22 protein-coding genes are annotated in these 22,792 nt (G+C 66.0%); all 22 read left to right on the forward strand.

Features of this window, described 5'->3' with window-relative positions; translation table 11 throughout:
• The 22 genes from QOZ99_RS16045 (at position 1) to proS (ending at position 22,781) form a co-directional block, all read left to right on the forward strand.
• Positions 1 to 1,968 carry a MacB family efflux pump subunit gene (locus QOZ99_RS16045; protein WP_306891006.1) on the forward strand — a complete coding sequence of 656 codons (1,968 nt, stop codon included), beginning with the start codon at positions 1 to 3 and terminating at the stop codon, positions 1,966 to 1,968.
• Positions 1,969 to 2,403: 435 nt separating this feature from the next.
• Positions 2,404 to 2,769 carry an NADH-quinone oxidoreductase subunit A gene (locus QOZ99_RS16050; RefSeq protein ID WP_306891007.1) on the forward strand — a complete coding sequence of 122 codons (366 nt, stop codon included), beginning with the start codon at positions 2,404 to 2,406 and terminating at the stop codon, positions 2,767 to 2,769.
• Positions 2,760 to 3,338: a NuoB/complex I 20 kDa subunit family protein gene (locus QOZ99_RS16055; RefSeq protein WP_306891008.1), complete on the forward strand. Its 579-nt coding sequence runs from the start codon at positions 2,760 to 2,762 to the stop codon at positions 3,336 to 3,338. Before QOZ99_RS16050 ends, QOZ99_RS16055 begins: the two co-directional genes overlap by 10 nt.
• A 36-nt stretch (positions 3,339 to 3,374) precedes the next feature.
• On the forward strand, positions 3,375 to 3,989 hold the full coding sequence (locus QOZ99_RS16060) for an NADH-quinone oxidoreductase subunit C (protein WP_306891009.1): 615 nt from the start codon (positions 3,375 to 3,377) through the stop codon (positions 3,987 to 3,989).
• 15 nt (positions 3,990 to 4,004) lie between these two features.
• Entirely contained in the window at positions 4,005 to 5,204 is a 1,200-nt protein-coding gene (locus tag QOZ99_RS16065) for an NADH-quinone oxidoreductase subunit D (protein WP_306891010.1), read from the forward strand.
• A gap of 38 nt (positions 5,205 to 5,242) precedes the next feature.
• Positions 5,243 to 6,124 carry an NADH-quinone oxidoreductase subunit NuoE gene (gene nuoE / locus QOZ99_RS16070; protein WP_306891011.1) on the forward strand — a complete coding sequence of 294 codons (882 nt, stop codon included), beginning with the start codon at positions 5,243 to 5,245 and terminating at the stop codon, positions 6,122 to 6,124.
• 10 nt (positions 6,125 to 6,134) lie between these two features.
• Positions 6,135 to 7,442: an NADH-quinone oxidoreductase subunit NuoF gene (nuoF, locus tag QOZ99_RS16075; protein ID WP_183188532.1), complete on the forward strand. Its 1,308-nt coding sequence runs from the start codon at positions 6,135 to 6,137 to the stop codon at positions 7,440 to 7,442.
• 5 nt (positions 7,443 to 7,447) lie between these two features.
• The gene (locus tag QOZ99_RS16080; RefSeq protein WP_306891012.1) at positions 7,448 to 7,753 is read left to right on the forward strand and encodes a pentapeptide repeat-containing protein; all 306 of its coding nucleotides are present in this window, start codon (positions 7,448 to 7,450) and stop codon (positions 7,751 to 7,753) included.
• On the forward strand, positions 7,753 to 9,831 hold the full coding sequence (gene nuoG, locus QOZ99_RS16085) for an NADH-quinone oxidoreductase subunit NuoG (RefSeq protein WP_306891013.1): 2,079 nt from the start codon (positions 7,753 to 7,755) through the stop codon (positions 9,829 to 9,831). Before QOZ99_RS16080 ends, nuoG begins: the two co-directional genes overlap by 1 nt.
• 13 nt (positions 9,832 to 9,844) lie before the next feature.
• Complete coding sequence (gene nuoH, locus QOZ99_RS16090; protein WP_306891014.1) at positions 9,845 to 10,882, forward strand: NADH-quinone oxidoreductase subunit NuoH; 1,038 nt, start codon at positions 9,845 to 9,847, stop codon at positions 10,880 to 10,882.
• A 1-nt stretch (position 10,883) separates the two neighbouring features.
• Positions 10,884 to 11,147: a hypothetical protein gene (locus tag QOZ99_RS16095; RefSeq protein ID WP_306891015.1), complete on the forward strand. Its 264-nt coding sequence runs from the start codon at positions 10,884 to 10,886 to the stop codon at positions 11,145 to 11,147.
• Between the two features lie 10 nt (positions 11,148 to 11,157).
• On the forward strand, positions 11,158 to 11,646 hold the full coding sequence (gene nuoI / locus QOZ99_RS16100; protein WP_306891016.1) for an NADH-quinone oxidoreductase subunit NuoI: 489 nt from the start codon (positions 11,158 to 11,160) through the stop codon (positions 11,644 to 11,646).
• Between the two features lie 133 nt (positions 11,647 to 11,779).
• Positions 11,780 to 12,388, forward strand: coding sequence for an NADH-quinone oxidoreductase subunit J (locus QOZ99_RS16105; RefSeq protein ID WP_183188537.1), 609 nt, complete (start codon positions 11,780 to 11,782; stop codon positions 12,386 to 12,388).
• Positions 12,389 to 12,391: 3 nt separating this feature from the next.
• On the forward strand, positions 12,392 to 12,700 hold the full coding sequence (nuoK, locus tag QOZ99_RS16110; RefSeq protein WP_183188538.1) for an NADH-quinone oxidoreductase subunit NuoK: 309 nt from the start codon (positions 12,392 to 12,394) through the stop codon (positions 12,698 to 12,700).
• Between the two features lie 10 nt (positions 12,701 to 12,710).
• On the forward strand, positions 12,711 to 14,639 hold the full coding sequence (gene nuoL / locus QOZ99_RS16115; protein WP_306891017.1) for an NADH-quinone oxidoreductase subunit L: 1,929 nt from the start codon (positions 12,711 to 12,713) through the stop codon (positions 14,637 to 14,639).
• A complete protein-coding gene (locus tag QOZ99_RS16120; RefSeq protein ID WP_306891018.1) occupies positions 14,639 to 16,153 on the forward strand; it encodes an NADH-quinone oxidoreductase subunit M in 1,515 nt (504 codons plus the stop codon). Before nuoL ends, QOZ99_RS16120 begins: the two co-directional genes overlap by 1 nt.
• Before the next feature lie 31 nt (positions 16,154 to 16,184).
• A complete protein-coding gene (gene nuoN / locus QOZ99_RS16125) occupies positions 16,185 to 17,612 on the forward strand; it encodes an NADH-quinone oxidoreductase subunit NuoN (RefSeq protein ID WP_306891019.1) in 1,428 nt (475 codons plus the stop codon).
• A gap of 2 nt (positions 17,613 to 17,614) precedes the next feature.
• On the forward strand, positions 17,615 to 18,370 hold the full coding sequence (locus QOZ99_RS16130; RefSeq protein ID WP_306891020.1) for a biotin--[acetyl-CoA-carboxylase] ligase: 756 nt from the start codon (positions 17,615 to 17,617) through the stop codon (positions 18,368 to 18,370).
• Between the two features lie 11 nt (positions 18,371 to 18,381).
• On the forward strand, positions 18,382 to 20,070 hold the full coding sequence (locus tag QOZ99_RS16135; RefSeq protein ID WP_306891021.1) for a ribonuclease J: 1,689 nt from the start codon (positions 18,382 to 18,384) through the stop codon (positions 20,068 to 20,070).
• Positions 20,071 to 20,184: 114 nt separating this feature from the next.
• On the forward strand, positions 20,185 to 20,589 hold the full coding sequence (mce, locus tag QOZ99_RS16140; protein WP_306891022.1) for a methylmalonyl-CoA epimerase: 405 nt from the start codon (positions 20,185 to 20,187) through the stop codon (positions 20,587 to 20,589).
• Between the two features lie 78 nt (positions 20,590 to 20,667).
• Positions 20,668 to 20,934, forward strand: a complete 267-nt coding sequence (locus tag QOZ99_RS16145) for a DUF1467 family protein (RefSeq protein WP_306891023.1) — start codon at positions 20,668 to 20,670, stop codon at positions 20,932 to 20,934.
• 524 nt (positions 20,935 to 21,458) lie between these two features.
• On the forward strand, positions 21,459 to 22,781 hold the full coding sequence (gene proS, locus QOZ99_RS16150; protein ID WP_306891024.1) for a proline--tRNA ligase: 1,323 nt from the start codon (positions 21,459 to 21,461) through the stop codon (positions 22,779 to 22,781).
• The last annotated feature ends 11 nt before the right edge of the window (positions 22,782 to 22,792 follow it).

The following is a 22,792-nucleotide window of genomic DNA, read 5'->3' on the forward strand; positions in this document are numbered from 1 at the left end:
ATGGGCGAGCCCATGTTGACGCTCAAGGGCGTGCGGCGCGACTATGCGGCCGGTGAGGACCGGCTATCCGCGCTGAACGGCATCGACCTTTCCATCGAGGCGGGCGACATGGTCGCCATCGTCGGGGCGTCCGGGTCGGGCAAGTCGACCCTGATGAACATATTGGGCTGTCTCGACCGGCCGACCGGCGGCAGCTACCGGATCAACGGGCGCGAGACCGCCGAACTCGACGCGGGCGAGTTGGCCGCCCTGCGCCGCGAACATTTCGGCTTCGTCTTCCAGCGCTATCATCTGCTGGGCGAACTGACCGCGCGCGGCAATGTCGAGGTGCCGGCCGTCTATGCCGGGTCGGGACCGCGCCGTCGCCGCGCGCGGGCCGATGCGCTGCTGGAGCGGCTCGGCCTCACCAACCGCGCGGGGCACCGGCCGGGCCAGCTCTCGGGCGGCCAGCAGCAGCGCGTGTCGATCGCCCGGGCGCTGATGAACGATCCCGACGTCATTCTCGCCGACGAGCCGACCGGCGCGCTCGACCGGCGCAGCGGCGAGGAGGTTCTGCGCATCCTCGACGAACTCAACGCCGAGGGCCGCACCGTGGTGATCGTCACGCATGATCCGGCGGTGGCGAGCCGGGCCCGGCGCATTGTCGAGATCAGCGACGGCGTCATCATCTCCGATCGCCGCACCGACACGGCGGCGTCCCCGTGCGCGCCGGCCGCAACCTCCATGGCCGGCAGTCGGACGCCAAAGGCGGGTGCCGTGGGCGCGGCGGTGGGGCGGCTGCGCGAGGCTTTCCGCATGGCGCTGCTCGCCATGAACGCGCACCGCATGCGCGCGCTGCTGACCATGCTCGGCATCATCATCGGCATCGCCTCCGTGGTGTGCGTGGTGGCGCTCGGGGAGGGGTCGCGCCAGCGCGTGCTCGCCAATATTTCGAGCCTGGGCACCAACACGCTGGAGGTGTTTGCCGGCCGCAGCTTCGGCGATGTGCGCTCGGCCAAGATCAGCACGCTGGTGGTGGCCGATGCCGATGCGCTGGCGGGCCAGCCCTATGTGGCCGCCGTCACGCCCACGGTCTCCAGCTCGGCGGTGGTGCGCTACGGCTCCAGGGAAGCCAATGCGCTCGTCAATGGCGTGAGCGAGCGCTATTTCGCCGCCCGTGGCACCAGGCTGGCGCAGGGGCGGTTCTTCTCGGCCGGGGCGGTCGATGACTTCTCGCAGGAAGCGGTGATCGACGAGAATACGCGCAAGACGCTGTTCGCCGACGAGGCGGGCAGCCCGCTGGGACGGGTGATTCTCATCGGCAAGGTGCCGGCCCGCGTGGTCGGCGTCACCCAGACCCAGCAGGGCGGATTCGGCGGCAGCCAGAATCTCTCGGTCTATCTGCCCTACACGACCGTGCAGGCGCGCCTGCTCGGCTCCAGCTCGCTCCGGAGCATCACCATCCGCGTGGCCGACGACGTGTCGACCGGCCTCGCCGAGCAGGCGGTGACGACGCTGCTCACCCAGCGGCACGGGGGCAAGGACTTCTTCATCCTCAATACCGACGATATCCGCCGCACCATCACCTCGACCACGGAAACCCTGACGCTGCTGGTGGCCGTCATCGCCGTCATCTCGCTTCTGGTCGGAGGCATCGGCGTGATGAACATCATGCTGGTATCGGTATCGGAGCGGGTCGGGGAAATCGGCGTCCGCATGGCGGTCGGCGCGCGGCGTAGCGATATCCTGCAGCAGTTCCTCATCGAGGCGATGCTGGTGTGCCTGCTCGGCGGTGTGCTCGGCATCACGCTGGCGCTCGGTTTCGGCGCGGCGTTCGACGCGTTCGACACCGGATTCAGCCTGATCTATTCGACCCGCTCCATCGTCATGGCGGTGCTCTGTTCCTCGGCGATCGGCATCATTTTCGGCTACCTGCCGGCGCGCAACGCCTCGCGACTCGATCCCGTGGTGGCGCTGGCGGCGGGGTAGGGAGCGGCGGCCCTCGCGGCCCGTCGAGGGTCGGGGGCTCGCCGCGCCATGCAGGGCTTCCGGGCCACCCATGCCGCTGACGCAGCCTGACGCCGCAGGGACATGATCGCGGGGTCGGCGCCTGCGGTATCATCAGGCCGTCACCATGGTGGCGGATACCCGAGAGGCTCTCGGCGCCCCGCGCGGGGGGCGGATCGGCCGGATGCAATAAGTGCCGGAAAGCGCCCGGCTTTCGCCAGGGGGCCCGGGAAGGATGGGGGCGTCTCGCTTGCCGTCGCACTCAAGCTGTGAATTCTGTATACCAGTGCCGAGGGAATGGGATCGGATGCCCTTGCCTCGGCTAGGGCGGTGCGATAAGCCTGCCGCGTGCTTTGAATATTTCGCAACTGCGATACAGCGTCGGATGACGTATGTTGACCGGGGAGGGAGCCGTCCATGAGCAGCTTGCTGCAGGATTATCTGCCCGTCGTCATTTTCATCGCGGTCTCGGCCGTCATCGGCCTCGCGCTCCTGGTCGCGCCGTTCCTCGTCGCCTTCAGCCGTCCCGATCCGGAGAAGATGTCGGCCTATGAATGCGGCTTCAATGCGTTCGACGACGCGCGCATGAAGTTCGACGTCCGCTTCTATCTGGTCTCGATCCTGTTCATCATCTTCGATCTCGAAGTGGCCTTCCTGTTTCCCTGGGCGATCACGTTCGGCAGTCTGGGCGATCTCGGCTTCTGGTCGATGATGGTTTTCCTCGGCGTTCTCACCGTCGGTTTTGTCTACGAGTGGAAGAAGGGAGCGCTCGAATGGGATTGAGCGCGAATAGCCCGCTGGTCGCTCCGGCGCCACGGGGCATCATCGACCCGAATACCGGCAAGCCGATCGGCGCCACCGACCCGTTCTTCGTGGAGGTGAATGCCGAGCTTGCCGACAAGGGTTTCCTTGTCACGGCGACTGACGATCTCATCAACTGGGCCCGCACCGGCTCGCTGATGTGGATGACGTTCGGCCTGGCCTGCTGCGCGGTGGAGATGATGCAGGTCTCCATGCCGCGCTATGACGTGGAGCGCTTCGGCTTCGCGCCCCGCGCCTCGCCGCGCCAGTCCGACGTGATGATCGTGGCCGGCACGCTGACCAACAAGATGGCCCCGGCGCTGCGCAAGGTCTACGACCAGATGCCGGAGCCGCGCTACGTCATCTCCATGGGCAGCTGCGCCAATGGCGGTGGCTACTATCACTACTCCTATTCGGTGGTTCGCGGCTGCGATCGCATCGTGCCGGTGGACATCTACATTCCGGGCTGCCCGCCGACCGCGGAGGCGCTGCTCTACGGGGTGTTGCTGCTGCAGAAGAAGATTCGCCGTACGGGTACGATCGAACGCTGATCGCCGGTCTCAACAAGAACCGACTACGGGAAAGACATGGACGAGACGCTGAATGAGCTGGGCGCGCACGTCAAAGAGGCGCTGCCGGGGGCCATCGAGGACGTCGTTGTCGCCTTCGGCGAACTCACGCTCGTGGTGTCCGCCCCTGATGTCGTCAAGGTCCTGAGCTTCCTGCGCGACGATCCGTCCTGCAAGTTTGTCAGCTTCATCGACATTTGCGGTGTCGATTACCCCAAGCGCGACAACCGCTTCGACGTCGTCTACCACCTGCTGTCGCCGACACTGAACGCGCGGGTCCGCATCAAGGTGGAGACCGACGAGGCGACGCCCGTGCCGTCCGCCACGCCGGTCTTCCCCGGTGCCTTGTGGTTCGAGCGGGAGGCCTACGACATGTACGGCATCCTTTTCTCCGGCCATCCTGAACTGCGCCGCCTGCTGACCGATTACGGTTTTGACGGCCATCCACTGCGCAAGGACTTCCCGACCACGGGCTTCGTGGAGGTGCGTTATGACGACGAGCGCAAGCGCGTGGTCTACGAGCCGGTGAAGCTCGCCCAGGAGTTCCGCAACTTCGACTTCCTGTCGCCGTGGGAGGGGCCCGACTATGTGCTCCCCGGGGATGAGAAGGCCAGCGCCCCCAAGGCGGGCTGAGGTGAGGATCGAGACATGAACGCTCCTTCGAAGGTCGATCCCAACGTCCGCAACTTCCAGATCAATTTCGGCCCGCAGCACCCTGCGGCGCACGGCGTTCTGCGCCTTGTTCTGGAGCTGGACGGCGAAATCGTCGAACGCGTCGATCCTCATATCGGCCTGCTGCACCGCGGCACCGAGAAGCTGATCGAGACCAAGACCTATCTTCAGGCGGTGCCCTATTTCGACCGGCTCGACTATGTCGCGCCGATGAACCAGGAGCATGCCTTCTGCCTCGCCGTGGAGCGTCTGCTGGGCATCGAGGTGCCCCGGCGCGGCCAGCTGATCCGCGTGCTCTATTCCGAGATCGGCCGCATCCTCTCCCACATGCTCAACGTGACCACGCAGGCCATGGACTGCGGCGCGCTCACGCCGCCGCTCTGGGGCTTCGAGGAGCGCGAGAAGCTCATGGTGTTCTATGAGCGCGCGTCCGGCTCGCGCATGCACGCGGCGTATTTCCGTCCGGGCGGCGTTCATCAGGACCTTCCGGTCAAGCTGATCGAGGACATACGCGACTTCATTCCCTATTTCCTCCAGGTCTGCGACGATCTCGAGGGCCTTTTGACCGACAACCGCATCTTCAAGCAGCGCAATGTCGATATCGGCGTCGTCAGCCTTGAGGACGCGTTCGCCTGGGGCTTCTCCGGCGTGATGGTGCGCGGCTCGGGCGCGGCATGGGACCTGCGCAAGTCGCAGCCCTATGAGTGCTATGACGAGCTGGAATTCGACATTCCGATCGGCAAGAACTGCGACAATTACGACCGCTACTGTATCCGCATGGAGGAGATGCGGCAGTCGGCGCACATTATGCGCCAGTGCTGCGATCTGCTCCTGAAGGAAGCCGGCCCGGTCTCGGCCGTCGACAACAAGGTCGTCCCGCCCAAGCGGGGCGAGATGAAGCGCTCGATGGAAGCGCTGATCCACCATTTCAAGCTCTACACGGAAGGCTTCCATGTTCCCGCCGGCGAGGTCTATGCCGCGGTGGAGGCGCCCAAGGGCGAGTTCGGCGTCTATCTCGTCGCCGACGGTACCAACAAGCCCTATCGCTGCAAGATCCGCGCGCCCGGCTTCGCGCATCTGCAGGCGATGGATTTCCTGTGCCGCGGCTACATGCTCGCGGACGTCTCGGCGATCCTCGGATCGCTGGACATCGTGTTCGGTGAAGTGGACCGCTGATCCCGGCAGGGGTTGCGGTTCGATCGGAAGGGTACGGCATGTCTGTCCGTAGGCTTGCGCCAAAAGAGGTCCAGCCCGAGAGCTTCGCCTTCACGGCCGAGAATCTCGCCTGGGCGCAGAGTACGATTGCGAAATACCCCGCGGGCCGTCAGGCCAGCGCGGTGATTCCGCTGCTGATGCGCGCGCAGGAACAGGCGGGCGGCTGGGTCTCCGAGCCGGCCATGCGCTATATCGGCGACATGCTCGGCATGGCGCCGATCCGCGTCTACGAGGTCGCGACCTTCTACACGCAGTTCCAGCTGCAGCCGGTCGGCACAAGGGCGCATATCCAGGTGTGCGGCACCACGCCCTGCATGCTCAAGGGCGCCGGCGACCTGATCAAGGTCTGCCAGCGGCGCATCCATGCCGACCCCTTCCACCTCTCCGAGACCGGCGAATTCTCGTGGGAAGAGGTGGAATGCGCCGGCACCTGCACCAATGCGCCGATGATCCAGGTGTTCAAGGACGTCTATGAGGATCTGACGCCGGAGGATCTGGAAAAGATCCTCGACGCCTTCGCGCGCGGCGAGACGCCGACGCCCGGCCCGCAGAACGGCCGGAAGTCTTCCGAGCCGGTCACCGGCCTGCGCGTGCTCACCTCGCCGGAACTGTATGACGGCTCGGTGGTCGGCACCGGCGCGGGTCTCGCGCTCGCCCGCGAGGCGATCGCGGCGCGTGCCAATGGCGCAACAGCGGCCGCCGCTCCGGCGCCGGCCGCGGCCGCGGCGGCGCCGCCCGCTCCTCCGAAGAGCGATCCGGCGCCGGCCAAGCCGCCCGTGGCCGAGGCCGTCAAGGCCGCCGGCAATGCCGATGCCGAGAAGCCCGCCAAGCCCGTCGCGCCGCCTCCGGGCGGCCAGGCGGCCGGCAAGACGGCGGATTGAGGAGCGAACCATGCTGGCCGACAAGGATCGCATCTTCACGAATATCTACGGCTATCAGGACTGGGGCCTGCAGGGCGCGCTGAAGCGCGGCTCGTGGGATGGCACCAAGACCCTGCTCGATGCCGGCCGCGACTGGATCATCGAGCACATGAAGGCCTCGGGCCTGCGTGGGCGCGGCGGCGCGGGCTTCCCGACGGGGCTGAAATGGTCCTTCATGCCCAAGCAGTCGGACGGTCGCCCGCATTATCTCGTCGTCAATGCCGATGAATCCGAGCCCGGCACCTGCAAGGACCGCGAGATCCTGCGCCACGACCCGCATCATCTGGTCGAGGGCTGCCTCATTGCCGGCTTCGCCATGGGCGCGCATGCCGCCTATATCTATGTGCGTGGCGAGTTCATCCAGGAGCGCGAGCGCCTGCAGGCGGCGGTCGACCAGGCCTATGAGGCGCGCCTCATCGGCAAGAACAACGTGCATGGCTGGGATTTCGACGTCGTCGTCCACCATGGCGCCGGCGCCTATATCTGCGGCGAGGAAACCGCGCTGCTGGAGAGTCTGGAGGGCAAGAAGGGCCAGCCGCGCCTCAAGCCGCCATTCCCGGCCAATGTCGGCCTCTATGGCTGCCCGACCACGGTCAACAATGTCGAATCCATCGCGGTGGCGCCGACCATCCTGCGCCGTGGCGCGGCATGGTTCTCCGGCATCGGGCGGGCGAACAATGTCGGCACGAAGCTTTATGGCATCTCCGGCCATGTGAACACGCCCTGCATCGTCGAAGAGGCGATGGGCATCCCGTTCAAGGAGCTGATCGAGAAGCATGGCGGCGGCGTGCGCGGTGGCTGGGACAACCTGCTGGCGATCATTCCCGGGGGCGCTTCCTGCCCGGTGATCCCGGCCGACCAGTGCATGGACCTGATCATGGATTTCGACGGCTGCCGCGCCGTGAAATCGTCGTTCGGCACCGCCGGCGTGCTGGTCATGGACAAATCGACCGACATCATCCGGGCGATCGCCCGCATCTCCTATTTCTTCCGGCACGAGAGCTGCGGCCAGTGCACGCCCTGCCGTGAGGGCACGGGCTGGATGTGGCGGGTGATGGACCGCATGGTGGCCGGCCGCGCGCAGAAGCGCGAGATCGACCTGCTCCTTCAGGTCACCACCCAGATCGAGGGTCACACGATCTGCGCGCTCGGCGACGCGGCGGCATGGCCGGTGCAGGGGCTGATCCGGCATTTCCGGCCCGAGATCGAGAAGCGGATCGACCAGTATTCGGCGAACCCGCATTCCGATCCCGTCCCCGTTCCGGTCGCGGCGGAGTGAGGGCGATGGATCTTCACAAGGTCGTTGAACTCCTCGACGCAAACGACGCCAATCTCGCGGGATCGACCTTCGTGAACGTCAATCTGGCGGGCGCGCGTTTTGACGATGTGAACATGTCGGGCTGGGCGGTGACGAACGTCAATTTCTCCGGCCTCACGCTGGAGCGCGCCAACATGTCGGGCGGGCGCATCACGCGTGCCGACCTGATCGGCGTCTCGATCACGGAATGCCGGCTCGACGGCATGCGGATCGATGGAATTCTCGTGACCGATATGCTGGCGGCATATCGCGCAGCGCATGAGGCGAACTGATGGCCAAGATCATCGTTGACGACATCGAGGTCGAGGTTCCCCCGGAATACACGCTGTTGCAGGCGTGCGAGGCGGCGGGCGCGGAAATCCCGCGCTTCTGCTTTCATGAGCGGCTGTCGATCGCCGGCAATTGCCGCATGTGCCTCGTTGAGGTGAAGGGCGGCCCGCCCAAGCCGCAGGCGAGCTGCGCCATGAATGTGCGCGACCTGCGCCCCGGCCCCAATGGCGAGCCGCCCGTCGTGCTCACCAAGAGCCCGATGGTGAAGAAGGCGCGCGAAGGGGTGATGGAGTTCCTGCTCATCAACCACCCGCTGGATTGCCCGATCTGCGACCAGGGCGGCGAGTGCGACCTGCAGGATCAGGCCATGGCCTATGGCGTGGATACCTCCCGCTACGCCGAGAACAAGCGCGCGGTCGAGGACAAGTATATCGGCCCGCTGATCAAGACCTCCATGACGCGGTGCATCCAGTGCACCCGCTGCGTGCGCTTCACCACCGAGGTGGCGGGTGTGTCCGAGCTGGGCGCCATCGGGCGCGGCGAGGACATGGAAATCACCACCTATCTCGAGGCGGCCATGTCGTCCGAGCTGCAGGGCAATGTCGCCGACCTCTGCCCGGTCGGCGCGCTGACCCAGCGCCCCTATGAGTTCCATGCCCGTCCGTGGGAACTGGTGAAGACCGAATCCGTCGACGTGATGGACGCGGTCGGCTCCAATATCCGCGTCGATACGCGCGGCCGCGAAGTGATGCGCGTGCTCCCGCGCCTCAATGAACAGGTCAACGAGGAGTGGATTTCGGACAAGACCCGGTACATCTGGGACGGTCTGAAGACCCAGCGGCTCGATCGCCCCTATGTGCGCGTCGGTGGTCGGCTCCGGCAGGCGAGCTGGCCCGAGGCCTTCGCGGCCATCGCCGCCCGGGTGACGGGCGTGCCCGGCAACCGTATCGGCGGGCTGGTCGGTGATCTCGCCTCGGTTGAGGAAGCCTTCGCGCTCAAGACGCTGCTCACCGCGCTCGGCTCGGCCAATATCGACTGCCGGCAGGATGGGGTGAAGCTGGACCCCGCGCTCGGCCGCGCGACCTATGTGTTCAACGCGACCATCGCCGGCATCGAGCAGGCGGACGCGCTGCTGATCATCGGCTCCAACCCGCGCCTTGAGGCGAGCGTGCTGAACGCGCGCATCCGCAAGCGCTGGCTGGCCGGCAATTTCCCCATCGGGCTGATCGGCGAGCATGTCGACCTGACCTATCCCTATGAGTATCTCGGCGCCGGTTCGGACACGCTGCTGGATCTGGTCGGCGACGGCACCTTTGCCACGACGCTGAAGAACGCCCAGCGTCCGCTCATCCTCATCGGGCAGGGCGCGCTGGCGCGGCCGGACGGCGCGGCGATCCTGGCGCTGGCGGCGCGGCTCGCGGTATCGGTCGGCGCGGTCAAGGACGGGTGGAACGGCTTCTCCGTGCTGCACACCGCAGCGTCGCGGGTCGGCGCGCTGGATATCGGCGCGGTGCCGGGCGAGGGCGGTCTCGACGCGGTGGCGCTGACCAATCCGGGCGGTGCGGACGTGATCTTCGCGCTCGGTGCGGATGAGATCGACATCGCTCCCGGTGCCTTCGTGGTCTATCTCGGCACGCATGGCGATCGCGGCGCCCACCGCGCCGACGTCATCCTGCCGGGCGCGGCCTATACCGAAAAGTCCGGCACCTATGTGAACACGGAAGGCCGGGTGCAGATCACCAACCGCGCCGGCTTCCCGCCGGGTGAGGCGCGCGAGGACTGGGCGGTGCTGCGCGCGCTGTCCGATGTGCTCGGCAAGCGCCTGCCGTTCGACACGCTCGGCCAGCTGCGCGCCGCGCTCTATGCCGTCCACCCGCATCTCGCCCGCCTCGACCATGTCGAGCCGGCCGATGCGGCTTCCATCCTTGCCCTGGCCGGGATGGGCGGCTCGCCGGAGCGCGCGCCGTTCCGCGCCGCGGTGGCCGATTTCTACCTGACCAATCCGATTACGCGCGCATCCGCCGTGATGGCTGAATGCTCCGCGCTCGCCCGCGCCCGTCTTCAGGCCGCGGCTGAGTGAGGGGAGGGAGAGCATGACCGAAACCAGCTGGCTCGATACGCTCATTCAGGTCCTCATCATCCTTGCCCAGAGCCTCGGGCTGCTGGTCGGGCTGCTGATCGTCATCGCCTATGTACTGCTGGCCGACCGCAAGGTCTGGGCGGCGGTGCAGCTGCGCCGCGGCCCCAACGTGGTGGGCCCGTTCGGCCTGCTGCAATCCTTCGCCGACCTGCTCAAGTTCGTGCTGAAGGAGCCGGTCATTCCGGACGGCTCGAACAAGGGCCTGTTCATCCTGGCGCCTTTCCTCACCTGCCTTCTGGCGCTCTCCGCCTGGGCGGTGGTGCCGCTCGACGCGGGCTGGGTGATCGCCGACATCAATGTCGGCGTGCTCTACATCTTCGCCATCTCGTCGCTCGGCATCTACGGCGTCATCATGGCCGGCTGGGCGTCCAACTCGAAATACCCGTTCCTGTCGGCGCTGCGCGCGGCGGCGCAGATGGTGTCCTACGAAGTCTCCATCGGCTTCGTCATCGTCACCGTGCTGATGTGCGCCGGCTCGCTGAACCTCTCCGCCATCGTCGAGGCGCAGGACAGCCAGTGGGGCATGCTCGGCTGGTACTGGCTGCCGCTCTTCCCGATGTTCGTGATCTTCTTCATCTCGGCGCTGGCCGAGACGAACCGCCCGCCCTTCGATCTGGGCGAAGCGGAATCCGAGCTGGTGGCCGGCTTCATGGTGGAATACGGCTCCACCCCGTATCTGCTGTTCATGCTCGGCGAATACGTGGCGATCATGACCATGTGCGCGCTGACCGCCATCATGTTCATGGGCGGCTGGCTGTCGCCGATCCCCTTCGCGCCCTTCACCTGGGTGCCCGGCATCATCTGGTTCCTGCTCAAGGTCCTTTTGGTGTTCTTCATGTTCGCCATGGCGAAGGCGATCGTTCCGCGCTACCGCTACGACCAGCTGATGCGGCTGGGCTGGAAGGTGTTCCTGCCGATCTCGCTGTTCATGGTCGTGCTGGTGGCGAGCGTGCTGCACTTCACCGGGCTGGCGCCGGGGGCGGGGGGCTGACATGGGCGATGGCGCTCTCACCGGCCTGTTCGAGGTCTCCGCCATCGCCTGGACCGGCGCTCTGTTCGGTCTGGTGATCGGCGCCCTCGAATGGTTGTTCCTGCCGCGGCTGATGGAGACATCGATCCGCGGCTCCCGCGAGGCCCGCAAGCTGAACCGCGATCAGCTCGAGGGCGTGATTTCCTGGTGGAAGACGACGATCCGCGTCTTCGCCGTCTCGATGCCGCTGCTGGGCTTTGGGCTCGCCGCGGCCATGGCCGATTGAGGAGAGCGTCATGAGATTGGACCTGGCCGCCCGCCAGCTGCTGCTCACCGAGTTCGTCTCGGCGTTCTTCCTGGCGATGCGTTATTTCTTCAAGCCGAAGGCGACGCTGAACTACCCGTTCGAGAAGGGACCGGTCAGCCCTCGCTTCCGTGGCGAGCATGCGCTGCGCCGCTATCCGAACGGGGAAGAGCGCTGCATCGCCTGCAAGCTGTGCGAGGCGATCTGCCCGGCGCAGGCCATCACCATCGAGGCCGGCCCGCGCCGCAATGACGGCACGCGCCGCACCACCCGTTACGACATCGACATGGTGAAGTGCATCTATTGCGGCTTCTGTCAGGAAGCCTGCCCGGTCGATGCCATCGTCGAGGGACCGAACTTCGAGTTCGCCACCGAGACGCGCGAGGAACTCTACTACGACAAGGCCAAGCTGCTCGCGAACGGCGATCGTTGGGAGCGCGAGATGGCGCGCAACATCGGGCTGGACGCGCCTTACCGCTGAGCGTGCGCGCTACGAATGACTGGATGACGGACGTGAACACCTTAACGATACAAGCCGCAAAGGCCCCGGACGCCGCGTTGGCGGGGATGTCGTGCGCGGGGACCACTGCGAGGATCACTTGGGGGTGTCGGGCATGAGCCTCGCCGCGCTGTTCTTCTATCTCTTCGCCGGGGTGGCTGTCGCCTCGGCCTTCATGGTCATCGCGTCGCGGAACCCCGTGCACTCGGTGCTGTTCCTCATCCTCACCTTCGTCAACGCCTCGGGCCTCTTCATCCTGATCGGCGCCGAATATCTCGCGATGCTGCTGGTTGTCGTCTATGTCGGCGCGGTCGCGGTGCTGTTCCTGTTCGTGGTGATGATGCTTGACGTCGATTTCGTCGAGCTGCGCCAGGGCTTCCTGCAATATCTGCCGGTCGGCGCGCTGGTCGGCCTGGTCTTTCTCGCCGAACTGGTGCTGGTGCTGGGCTCCTGGACCTTCGGTACCGGCGTCACCGGAGCGGTCGCGTCGACGGCGGCGCCCGGCGTGTCCAACGCCGTGCAGATTGGCCGCGTGCTCTACACCGATTACATCTACTTCTTCCAGGCGGCCGGCTTCATTCTGCTGGTCGCCATGATCGGCGCCATCGTGCTGACCCTCCGCCATAAGGAGAATGTCAAGCGCCAGAGCATCCCGGTCCAGAATGCGCGTAGCAAGGCGACGGCGATCGACGTCGTCAAGGTGCCTTCCGGCAAGGGGCTGTGAGCGATGGCGATCGGACTTCCCCACTATCTCACCGTCGCGGCGATCCTGTTCACGCTGGGCACGCTCGGCATCTTCCTTAACCGGAAGAACGTGATCGTCATCCTGATGTCGGTCGAGCTGATCCTGCTGGCGGTGAACATCAACTTCGTCGCCTTCTCGGTGTTCCTCGGCAACATTACCGGCCAGATCTTCGCGCTGTTCGTGCTGACGGTGGCCGCCGCCGAGGCCGCGATCGGCCTTGCCATCCTCGTGGTGTTCTACCGCAACCGCGGTTCGATCGCTGTCGAGGACATCAACGCGATGAAGGGCTGAGGGAGCCAGCATGTACTACGCGATCGTCTTCCTCCCTCTCGTCGGCTTCCTCATCGCCGGCCTGTTCGGCCGCATGATCGGCCCGCGCGCCTCCGAGCTGGTAACGACCGGCCTGCTCTTCGTCGCCGCCTTCTTCGCCTGGATCGTGTTTTTCCAGACGGCGTTCGGCGGGCATGACGGCACGGTCGAACTCTTCACCTGGTTCGCCTCGGGCGGGCTCGACGTGAAATGGGCCATCCGCGTCGACACGCTGACCGCGGTGATGCTGATCCTCGTCACCACCGTTTCCTCGCTCGTGCACCTCTACTCCATGGGGTACATGCACGAGGACCCGAGCCGGCCGCGCTTCTTCGCCTATCTCTCGCTGTTCACCTTCGCCATGCTCACGCTGGTGACGAGCGACAACCTGGTCCAGCTGTTCTTCGGCTGGGAAGGTGTGGGCCTTGCCTCCTACCTGCTGATCGGCTTCTGGTACGACAAGCCCTCGGCCTGCGCGGCGGCGATGAAGGCGTTCATCGTCAACCGCGTCGGCGATTTCGGCTTCGCGCTCGGCATCTTCGCGGTCTACATGATGACCGGCTCGGTCTCCTTCGAGCAGGTCTTCGCCTCGGCGCCGGCGCTGATGGACAAGAACATCCTGTTCCTCGGCCATGAGTGGCACGCGCCGACCATCATCTGCCTGCTGCTGTTCATCGGCGCCATGGGCAAGTCGGCGCAGCTCGGCCTGCACACCTGGCTGCCGGATGCGATGGAAGGCCCGACCCCGGTCTCCGCGCTCATCCACGCCGCCACCATGGTGACGGCCGGCGTGTTCATGGTGGCGCGGCTCTCCCCGCTATTCGAACTGTCGCCGACCGCTCTCAACGTGGTGATGTTCGTCGGTGCCTCCACCGCCTTCTTCGCGGCGACGATCGGTTGCGTGCAGAACGACATCAAGCGCGTGATCGCCTATTCCACCTGCTCGCAGCTCGGCTACATGTTCGTCGCGCTCGGCACCGGGGCCTATTCGGTGGGCGTGTTCCACCTGCTCACCCACGGCTTCTTCAAGGCGCTGCTGTTCCTTGCCGCCGGCTCGGTCATTCATGCGATGCACCACGAGCAGGACATGCGGCACATGGGCGGCCTGTGGCGGAAAATCCCGTTCACCTATGCCACGATGATGATCGGCGGCCTCGCGCTGACCGGCTTCCCCTTCACGGCGGGCTATTTCTCGAAGGACGCCATCATCGAGACGGCCTTCGTCAGCCACAGCCCGTTCTCGACCTATGCCTGGACGCTGACGGTGGCGGCGGCGGCGCTGACCTCGTTCTATACGTGGCGGCAGATGTTCATGACCTTCCATGGGCATCCGCATGACCACCATCATTACGAGCACGCCCATGAATCCCCGCTCACCATGCTGATTGCGCTCGGTGTGCTGTCGGTCGGCGCGATCTTCGCGGGCATGATCCTCTACCCCTACTTCGTCGGCCACGATGTGGATCACTTCTTCCGGGAAGCCATCTTCATGGGCCCCGAGAATAAGATCTTGGAGGAGATCCACCACATTCCCGGCTGGGCGAAATGGGCGCCCACGGTGATGATGGCGATGGGCTTCGCGATCGCCTACTGGATGTATGTGGTCAACCCGGCGATCCCGAAGGGCCTCGCCAAGCGCAATGACGGGCTCTACCGGTTCCTGCTCAACAAATGGTACTTCGACGAATTGTACGACTTCCTGTTCGTGCGGCCGACGAAGTGGGTGGGCACCTTCCTGTGGAAACAGGGCGACGTGCGCGTGATTGACGGCTACGGCCCGAATGGCGTCTCCGCCCGCGTGGTCGACGTCACCAACCGCGTGGTGCGGCTGCAGTCCGGCTATCTCTATCACTATGCGTTCGTGATGCTGGTGGGCGTCGCGGCCCTCATCACCTGGTTCATGTTCGGGGGCGCGCACTGATGTACGACTGGCCCATTCTCTCCGTCGTCACCTTCCTGCCACTGGTCGGCGCGCTGCTCATCGTCCTGATGATCCGGGGCGACGACGAGGTGGCCAAGCGCAATGCCCGCTGGGTCGCCCTGTGGGCGACGCTCGTCACCTTCGTCATCTCGCTGCTGCTGCTGGCGGGCTTCGATTCGACCAGCCATGAGTTCCAGTTCGTCGAGCACAAGGCCTGGCTCGGCGAGATCGCGGCCTACCGCATGGGCGTGGACGGCATCTCGCTGCCCTTCCTCTTGCTCACCACGCTCCTGATGCCGATGTGCATCCTGGCGAGCTGGGAATCGATCCAGGTCCGCGTCAAGGAGTACATGATCTGCTTCCTGGTGCTCGAGACGCTGATGATCGGCACCTTCGCGTCGCTGGACCTGCTGCAGTTCTACATCTTCTTCGAAGGCGGCCTGATCCCGATGTTCATCATCATCGGTGTCTGGGGCGGCAAGCGGCGTATCTACGCCACGTTCAAGTTCTTCCTCTACACGCTGGCCGGCTCGGTGCTCATGATGCTCGCCATCATGGCCATGTACTGGCAGGCGGGCAGCACCGACATCGCGGCGCTGCTGAAGTTCAACTTCCCCCCGGGCATGCAGACCTGGCTATGGCTCGCCTTCTTCGCCTCCTTCGCGGTGAAGATGCCGATGTGGCCGGTGCACACCTGGCTGCCGGACGCGCATGTCGAGGCGCCCACCGCGGGCTCGGTCATCCTGGCGGGCATCATGCTGAAGATGGGCGGCTATGGGCTGTTGCGCTTCAGCGTGCCGATGTTCCCTGACGCCTCGGCCTATTTCGCCCCCTTCGTCTTCACGCTCTCGGTCATCGCCATCGTCTACACCTCGCTGGTCGCGCTGGTGCAGGAGGACATCAAGAAGCTCATCGCCTATTCCTCCGTCGCCCACATGGGCTACGTGACGATGGGCATCTTCACGCTGACCCAGGAAGGCATCCAGGGCGCCGTGTTCCAGATGGTGAGCCACGGCTTTGTGTCGGGCGCGCTGTTCCTGTGCGTCGGCGTCATCTACGACCGGATGCACACCCGCGACATCGCCGCCTATGGCGGGCTGGTGCACCGCATGCCGGTCTACGCCACGCTGCTCATGGTCTTCACCATGGCCAATGTCGGCCTGCCCGGCACGTCGGGCTTCATCGGCGAATTCCTCACGCTGCTGGCCGCCTTCGGGCGCAACAGCTGGGTGGCCTTCTTCGCCACCACCGGCGTCATCCTCTCCGCCGCCTATGCGCTCTGGCTCTATCGCCGCGTGGTGTTCGGGCCGCTGGAGAAGGAAAGCCTCAAGACCATTCTCGACGTGAGCCCGCGCGAGATGGCCTCGCTCGTGCCGCTGCTGTTCTTCACCATCCTGTTCGGCGTCTGGCCGCAGCCCATTCTCGACGCCTGCAACGCCGCGGTGAACGCGATCGTGGCCCGCGCGGATGTGGCGGCCGGTGCCATCAAGGCGGCGAGCCTGGTGCTGCCGTGAACCTGTACATGATCCTCGCGGAGCCTCGCTCATGACGTTTACCCTCTCGGCGCTCGGCCCCGCGCTGCCTGAATTGCTGCTGGCCGTTTCCGCCATCGCGCTCATCCTGTTCGGCGCCATCGTCGGTCCGAAGTCGACCGACACGGTGAACGGCCTGGCACTGGCGGCGCTGTTCGCGGCACTGGTGCTGGTGATCCTCGGCCCGTCGCAGGCGGTCCTGTTCGGCGGCAGCTTCGTGCTCGACGATTATGCGCGCTTCCTGAAAGTGCTGGCGCTGATCGGCGCGGGTGGCACGCTCGTCATGTCGGTCGACTGGCTGAAGATCGAGAAGCAGAGCCGGTTCGAATTCGCCATCCTGGTGCTGCTGTCGACGCTCGGCATGATGATGCTGATCTCGGCCGGCGACCTGCTGGCGCTCTATATGGGCCTCGAACTGATGAGCCTTGCGCTCTATGTCATCGCGGCCAACAACCGTGAATCGGTGCGCTCCACCGAGGCGGGCCTGAAATATTTCGTGCTGGGCGCGCTCTCCTCCGGCATGCTGCTCTACGGCGCCTCGCTGATCTACGGCTTCACCGGCTCGATCAATTTCGGTCACATCGCCGAGGCGGCGCGCGAGCCTTCGCTCGGGCTCATCTTCGGCATCGTCTTCGTGTTCGCCGGCCTGTGCTTCAAGGTGTCGGCCGTGCCGTTCCACATGTGGACGCCGGACGTCTATGAAGGCGCGCCCACCCCGGTGACGGCGTTCTTCGCGGCCGCGCCCAAGGTGGCGGCGATGGCGGTGTTCGTGCGCTTCGCGGTCGAGGCGCTGCCCCATGTCGCGCATCAGTGGCAGCAGATCGTCGTCTTCGTGTCGATCGCGTCCATGGCGCTCGGCGCCTTCGCGGCGATCGGCCAGCGCAACATCAAGCGCCTGATGGCCTATTCCTCGATCGGCCACATGGGCTACGCGCTGGTCGGGCTTGCCGCCGGCACGGAGCAGGGCGTTCGCGGCGTGCTGATCTACATGGCGGTCTACGTCGCGATGACGCTGGGCACCTTTGCCTGCATCCTGTCGATGCGGCGCAAGGAAGGCATGGTCGAGAATTACGATGAACTGGCCGGCCTCGCCCGCACCAGCCCGGTCAAGGCGTTCTTCCTGGCGGTGCTGATGTTCTCGCTGGCCGGCATTCCCCCGCTCGCCGGCTTCCTCGCCAAGTACTACGTGTTCCTCGCCGCGATCGAGGCCGGGCTCTATGCGCTGGCGGTGATCGGCGTGCTGTCGAGCGTGGTTGGTGCGTTCTATTACCTGCGCATCGTCAAGGTGATGTATTTCGACGAGCCGGCGGCGGCTTTCGAGCCGATGTCGACCGAATTGCGCGCCGTGCTGGCCGTGTCGGGCCTGTTCACGCTGCTGCTGTTCTTCTACCCGGCGCCGCTGCTGTCGGCGGCCGGCGCGGCGGCGAGGGCGCTTTTCTGAGCATGGCGGAGCTTCCCGGCGCGACGCCGGTCATCCGCTACGAGACGATCGGTTCCACCAATGCCGAGGCGCTGGCCCATGCCGATGGGCCGGCGCCTTGCTGGTTCGTCGCGAAGCGCCAGACGAGCGGGCGCGGCCGGCGGGGACGGGTCTGGCAGTCGGAACCCGGCAATCTCTACGCAACCCTGCTCCTGGTCGATATCGGCCCGGTTGCCCGTCTGCCGCAGCTGTGTTTTGTCGCCTCGCTCGCGCTTTATGACGCAGTACGGGCCGTCACCGGCATTGACCCGTTGCGCATCGGGCTGAAATGGCCGAATGACGTGCTGATCGACGGGCGCAAGCTCGCCGGCATCCTGCTGGAGGGAGCGGTGCTGCCCGGCGGGCGCCGCGCGACGGTGATCGGCTTCGGCGTCAACTGCGCTCATCATCCGCTTGAGGCCCCTTACCCGACGGTCGATCTCGCGACGGCCGGCTATCCGACCGATCCGCCGGGCCTGCTGCGGGCGCTGGATGCGGCGATGCGGGACCGGATCGGCCAATGGGATGGCGGCCGCGGCTTTGCGCACACGCGCGAGGCCTGGCTGCGCCGGGCTCCCGGGCTCGGCCAGCCGGTGACGGTGCGGCTTCCCGGGCGCGAGATGCAGGGCGTTTTCGAGGCACTGGATATTTCCGGTGCTATGGTTCTTCGCTGCCGCGATGGTGGGCGTGAGATAATAAGCGCCGGCGATGTATTTCCCTCGTCCGGCGCACAGGGGTGAAAGGGAGTGCAGTGAGCAAGTCCACCGAGGAGTTGGTGTTCGCGCCGCTGGGCGGCGTGGGCGAGATTGGGATGAATCTCGGCCTTTACGGCCTCGGACCCCGTCACCGTCGCAAATGGCTCGCGGTCGATCTCGGCATTTCCTTCGCGTCGCCGGACATTCCCGGCATCGACCTGATCATGCCCGACGTCGCCTTCCTCGAACAGGAGGCCAAGCAGGGCAATCTGGTCGGGCTCATCATCACCCATGGCCATGAAGACCATGTCGGGGCGCTGGGGGAATTGTGGCCGCGGCTCGGCTGCACGGTCTACACGACGCCGTTCACCCACGCGCTGGCGGAAGCGCGGCGCCTCGGCGAGCCCGGCGCGCCCAAGGTGCCGTTCCACGTGGTGCCGACCGGCGGGCGGGTGCAGATCGGTCCGTTCGACGTCGAATTCCTTCCCGTCGCCCATTCCATCCCCGACAGCCATGGCCTCGCCATCCGCACGCCGCTCGGGCTGGTGGTGCATACGGGCGACTGGAAGATCGATCCCACGCCCGTGGTGGGCAATGTCACCGACCCCGCCCGCTTCGCCGCGCTGGGCGATGAGGGCGTGCGCGCCGTCATCTGCGATTCCACCAACGCGTTTCGCGAGGGCATTTCGCCCTCCGAGACCGACGTGCAGGAAGTGCTCGCCGAGTTCATCGCCAAGGCGCCGAACCGTGTCGCGGTGACGACCTTCGCCTCCAATGTCGCGCGCGTGCGCTCCATCGCCGAGGCGGCCATACGGAACGGGCGCGAAGTCGTGCTGGTCGGCCGGGCGATGGAACGTGTCGTCGGCGTGGCCCGCGAGCAGGGCATGCTGGACGGACTGCCGGCCTTCCGCCCGGCGGATGCCTATGGCTTCCTTCCGCGCGACAAGGTGGTGGCGATCCTGACCGGCAGCCAGGGCGAACCGCGCGCCGCGCTCGCCCGCATCGCCGATGACGACCATCCCGAGATCGCGCTGTCCCCGGGCGACCACGTGATTTTCTCCTCGCGCACCATTCCGGGCAATGAGCGCTCGGTGAACCGCATCATCAACGCGCTGGTGCTGCAGGGCGTGAAGGTCATCACCGACCGGGACGGGCTGGTGCACGTGTCCGGCCATCCCCGGCGCGGCGAACTGGAGCAGATGTACCAGTGGCTGCGGCCGGAGATTTCCGTGCCCGTGCATGGCGAGCCGCTGCACTTGGCCGAGCATGCCGAACTGGCCCGGGCCATGGGCGTGCGGCAGGTGGTGCGCCTTGTCGACGGCGACATGGTGCGCCTGGCCAGCGCCGATTCGGCGCAGCCCGCCGAGGTGATCGAGGAAGTGCCGTTCGGCCGGCTCTACAAGGACGGCCACGTGCTCATCAAGTCGACGGAGCCGGCGGTGGCCGAGCGCCGGCGCATGTCCTTCGCGGGCGTCGTCTCGGTGGCGGTGGCGATGAACGCCAAGGGCGAGGTGGTGGGCGATCCGATGATCGACCTGTCCGGCCTGCCGGAAAAGGGCGTTGGCGGCAAGCTGATCGATGACGTGATCGAAGAAGCCGTGCTCGATTGCCTCGACGGATTGCCGCGGCAGCGCCGGCGTGACCCGGACGCGGTTGCCGAATCGATCACCCGCGCGGTGCGCGGGCAGGTCAACGCGGTGTGGGGCAAGAAGCCGCTCTGCCATGTGCTGGTGATCACGGTATGAAGGGAGCGCGCCGGGAGCGCGCGCCGCGAGCCGAGTGATTTTCGTGGCCATCCCGGCGCTGGGATTCCAGCCCCGCCCGCCCGGGCGGGGAGGGGCAGGCGGGAGGATGTGTTGATGATCGGTCGTCTCAATCATGTCGCCATCGCGGTGCGCGATCTGGAGGCGGCGGTCGCGACCTATCGCGATACGCTCGGGGCCGAGGTGTCCCCCGTCGTCCCCCAGCCCGAGCATGGCGTGAACACGGTGTTCGTGCTCCTGCCCAACACCAAGGTGGAACTGCTCGGCGTGCTCGGCGAGAATTCGCCCATCGCCCGGTTTCTGGAACGCAACCCGGACGGGGGCATCCACCATCTCTGCTATGAAGTGGACGATATCCGCGCCGCGCGCGACCGGCTGGTCGCGGCGGGCGCGCGGGTGCTGGGCGCGGGAGAGCCGCGGATCGGCGCCCATGGCAAGCCGGTGCTGTTCCTGCACCCCAAGGATTTCCTCGGCACCCTGGTCGAGCTTGAGCAGGCGTGAGCGGCATCCGGCAGGGGCGCAGCCAGGATCGGGCTGCCGAACGCGCACGCATGAGACCGCACGCAGGAGGGTGGCAGGATGAGCTTCACGACCTATATCGCGATCTACTTCATCGTCTGGTGGACGGTGATCTTCACCATGCTGCCCTTCGGCATTCGCTCGCAGCATGAGGACGGGCCGGTGGAAGACGGCACGGAGCCGGGCGCGCCGCAGCGCCCGTTGATGTTGCGCAAGGCGATCGCCACGAGCATCATCGCGGCGGTGATCGTCGGCCTGTTCGCCTGGTCGGTCGAGACCGGCCGGCTGACGCTGGAAATGTTCCCGATGCCGTTCAAGATCTACTGAGGCGCAGGTCGTTCTCGCGCGCCGCGCCGACGTCTGGCGCGGGAAGCCTGCTGACGCGGGAAGCCTGCTGGCGTGGGAAGCGCCCCCGGGGCCGGGGCGCGGCACAAAAGGACGTGATCAAAAAAAGAGGCGGGACCCAAGGTCCCGCCCTTTTTAACCCTGAACGCCCACACCTGATTCTGCGCCGTTTCGACGTCTGTCAGGGGGCTTTCTTAGCCGTCATTCCTCCCGAGACCTGGACCGGCAGCGCGCCTCTGGCAGCGACAGGCGGACCTCTTTCTAGAGGCCGGCACCATAGAGCAAAAGTTAAGGCCTTGTCATCCTTGCGTCGCAATAGATCGATGGTGCGACGCAATATAGCGAGGCGCGTTGCTTGCGTGCGTCCGGTTCCGTGCAGGAGCGCGCAAGGCTGCGGCGGTGTCGCGACCCCTGCGCGCGCGAGGGCTTGTATTTTAGTGACCGATCCGGTTTCTGTCGGCCAATATTGCCGCGCGCCCCACGCCGGCCGAATCGCGAGTTTTCCGATGCGCCTGTCCCGTTATTTCCTGCCCATCCTCCGCGAAGTCCCGAAGGAAGCGGAAATCATCTCGCACCGCCTCATGCTGCGGACCGGCATGATCCGTCAGGAGAGCGCGGGCATCTATGCCTGGCTGCCGCTGGGCAAGCGCGTGCTGGACAAGATCTGCAACATCATCCGCGAGGAACAGAACCGCGCGGGGGCGGTCGAGATCCTCATGCCGACCATCCAGTCGGCGGATCTGTGGCGCGAGAGCGGGCGCTACGACGATTACGGCAAGGAGATGCTGCGCATCAAGGATCGGCACGAGCGCGACATGCTGTTCGGGCCGACCAATGAGGAAATGCTCACCGAGATCGTCCGCGCCTATGTGAAGTCCTACAAGGACCTGCCGCTGAACCTCTACCACATCCAGTGGAAGTTCCGGGACGAGGTGCGCCCGCGCTTCGGCGTGATGCGCTCGCGCGAGTTCCTGATGAAGGACGCCTATTCGATCGACCTCGATTTCGAGAGCGCGGTCACCGCCTATAACCGGATGTTCGTCGCGTATCTGCGCACCTTCGCGCGGCTCGGCCTCAAGGCCATTCCCATGGTGGCCGATACCGGGCCGATCGGCGGCAATCACAGCCACGAATTCATCATCCTCGCCTCGACCGGCGAGAGCCAGGTGTTCTGCCATGCCGACTATCTCGCCATGGACACGCCGGCCGCGGGGGTGAACTTCGATGACGCTGAGGAACTGCAATCCATCGTGAACCGCTGGACCAGCCTCTATGCGGCCACGGAAGAGAAGCATGACGAAGCTGCGTTCGGGGCGATTCCCGAAGGCGAGCGTCTCTCCGCCCGGGGCATCGAAGTGGGTCACATCTTCTATTTCGGCACCAAATATTCCGCGCCCATGGGCGCCAAGGTGACGGGACCCGACGGCGTGGACAGCCCGGTGCACATGGGTTCCTACGGCATCGGTCCCTCGCGGCTGGTCGCGGCCATCATCGAGGCCTCGCATGACGAGAACGGCATCATCTGGCCGGAGGCGATCGCCCCGTTCAGCGTCGGCCTGCTGAACCTCAAGGCCGGCGATGCCGCGACCGACGCCGCGTGCGATTCCATCTACGCCACGCTGACCGCCAAGGGCGTCGACGTGCTCTATGACGACACGGACGAGCGCCCCGGCTCGAAATTCGCCACCGCCGATCTCATCGGCCTGCCGTGGCAGATCATTGTCGGCCCGAAGGGGCTGGCGGCCGGCACGGTTGAACTGAAGCGCCGCGCGGACGGTGCGCGCGAGACGCTGTCCCTCGAATCGGCGCTGGCGCGGATTGTCGGATGAACGCCACTGGC

The sequence above is a fragment of the Ancylobacter amanitiformis genome, from assembly GCF_030814815.1.
In the GTDB taxonomy this organism is placed as follows: Bacteria; Pseudomonadota; Alphaproteobacteria; order Rhizobiales; family Xanthobacteraceae; genus Ancylobacter; species Ancylobacter amanitiformis.